This is a genomic window from Campylobacter sp. BCW_6877, assembly GCF_001762445.1.
Lineage (GTDB): Bacteria > Campylobacterota > Campylobacteria > Campylobacterales > Campylobacteraceae > Campylobacter_D > Campylobacter_D jejuni.
The window spans coordinates 1-2063 of sequence record NZ_MJWW01000049.1; the positions used below are offsets into that span (position 1 = coordinate 1).

The window sequence follows — 2063 nt, forward strand, 5'->3', positions numbered from 1 at the left end:
AAGGAAAAACAAATGAAAACTTTAGAAGAAATGCAAGCTATGGATGAAGAAGCTATAAGGGAGTTAGGTTGGGAGTTTTTTAGACTTGTTAAAAATAATAAACTTAAAGAAGTGAAAGAGTTTTTAAAAGATTATCCCGTGCCTGAAGTATTTTTAGAGAAACGTCGTAAGGTATATTGGTGTGGTCATCCTATACCTTTTTTTAATCCTAGTTCTACTTTAGCTTGGGCAGGGATCGCTTATGATAAGAGTCAAAGTTTTGAAATGATGGAGTATTTTGAGAGTTTAGGACTTAAAGCTGATGATGAGTGTTTAGGAAATAATGCCCTTACTGATTATATTGGAGTGGGTGGAAAAAATAAAAAAATGATTGATTATTTTTTTAAAAAAGGATGTAAATTTGAAGTTTATGATGAACGAGGTGCCACCCCTTTGCATTCTTGGATATTGCTTGGCGATCCTGAGTCTGTAAATTCTTTAGAAGTGGCTTTACAATTTGGCGCTGATGTAAATATGAGAAATATTAAAACAGAACATGAACACAGTTATATCGATGCAGGAACAACCCTTTTACATATAGCTGCAACATCCGATAAAAAACCTATTGGAACTTGTTTGGAAATTTTGATCAAATATGGAGCTGATGTCAATGCTGCTAATTGCACTATCAATAAAACTAAAGATGATAAAATTAATTATTTTAAACCTAATACTCCATTGGATCAAGCTATTTCTTTTGGAATAAATAAAAATAAAACAATCTTAAAAAAAGCAGGTGCTAAGACTTGGGAACAATTGGTTAAAGAATACAATATCGATACAAGCTTGGAAGAACCAGAACAAATTAAAATGTATGAAGAAAGAAGAAAGATAAAAAAATAATAAAAAGGAGATATTATGGAATTTGATGTTGAAATTTTAGACAATCTTGAGAATTTTAAAGAATTCTTAAAAACAAAACCTAGCAAAGAAGTTTTACAGGCTGTTAATTCTCATTTAGAGGGTTTTTTAAGTGATGCGTATGATCATATCGATCCAGAAGAATACGAAGTCGCTTTTGAAGAAGAAACAGGAATATCTTATCGTGATGCTACTGAGGAAGAATTTGATGAGTGGTTTATTACAAATGTACTTTGCTTTGAAGATTTAAGTGAGATTTGCAAAATTCTTCGATCACTTTTAGAGGCTAAAGATTTAGATAAAGCTTTGGAAAATTTTAACAAATAAAAAAAATTAAAAAATTATTTTAAGGAAAAACAAATGAAAACTTTAGAAGAAATGCAAGCTATGGATGAAGAAGCTATAAGGGAGTTAGGTTGGGAGTTTTTTAGACTTGTTAAAAATAATAAACTTAAAGAAGTGAAAGAGTTTTTAAAAGATTATCCCGTGCCTGAAGTATTTTTAGAGAAACGTCGTAAGGTATATTGGTGTGGTCATCCTATACCTTTTTTTAATCCTAGTTCTACTTTAGCTTGGGCAGGGATCGCTTATGATAAGAGTCAAAGTTTTGAAATGATGGAGTATTTTGAGAGTTTAGGACTTAAAGCTGATGATGAGTGTTTAGGAAATAATGCCCTTACTGATTATATTGGAGTGGGTGGAAAAAATAAAAAAATGATTGATTATTTTTTTAAAAAAGGATGTAAATTTGAAGTTTATGATGAACGAGGTGCCACCCCTTTGCATTCTTGGATATTGCTTGGCGATCCTGAGTCTGTAAATTCTTTAGAAGTGGCTTTACAATTTGGCGCTGATGTAAATATGAGAAATATTAAAACAGAACATGAACACAGTTATATCGATGCAGGAACAACCCTTTTACATATAGCTGCAACATCCGATAAAAAACCTATTGGAACTTGTTTGGAAATTTTGATCAAATATGGAGCTGATGTCAATGCTGCTAATTGCACTATCAATAAAACTAAAGATGATAAAATTAATTATTTTAAACCTAATACTCCATTGGATCAAGCTATTTCTTTTGGAATAAATAAAAATAAAACAATCTTAAAAAAAGCAGGTGCTAAGACTTGGGAACAATTGGTTAAAGAATACAATAT

At 30.8% G+C, this 2063-nt stretch carries 3 protein-coding genes; all 3 read left to right on the forward strand.

Annotated elements, in window-relative coordinates:
- The first annotated feature begins 12 nt into the window (after positions 1–12).
- Positions 13–882 (forward strand): ankyrin repeat domain-containing protein, encoded by an 870-nt coding sequence (locus tag AJ936_RS06825; protein WP_148122967.1) that lies wholly within the window; start codon positions 13–15, stop codon positions 880–882.
- Between the two features lie 15 nt (positions 883–897).
- Entirely contained in the window at positions 898–1227 is a 330-nt protein-coding gene (locus AJ936_RS06830) for a hypothetical protein (RefSeq protein WP_002882136.1), read from the forward strand.
- 33 nt (positions 1228–1260) lie between these two features.
- Positions 1261–2063, forward strand: an 803-nt coding sequence (locus AJ936_RS06835) for an ankyrin repeat domain-containing protein (protein WP_079860603.1), incomplete at its 3' end; no start/stop codon positions are given.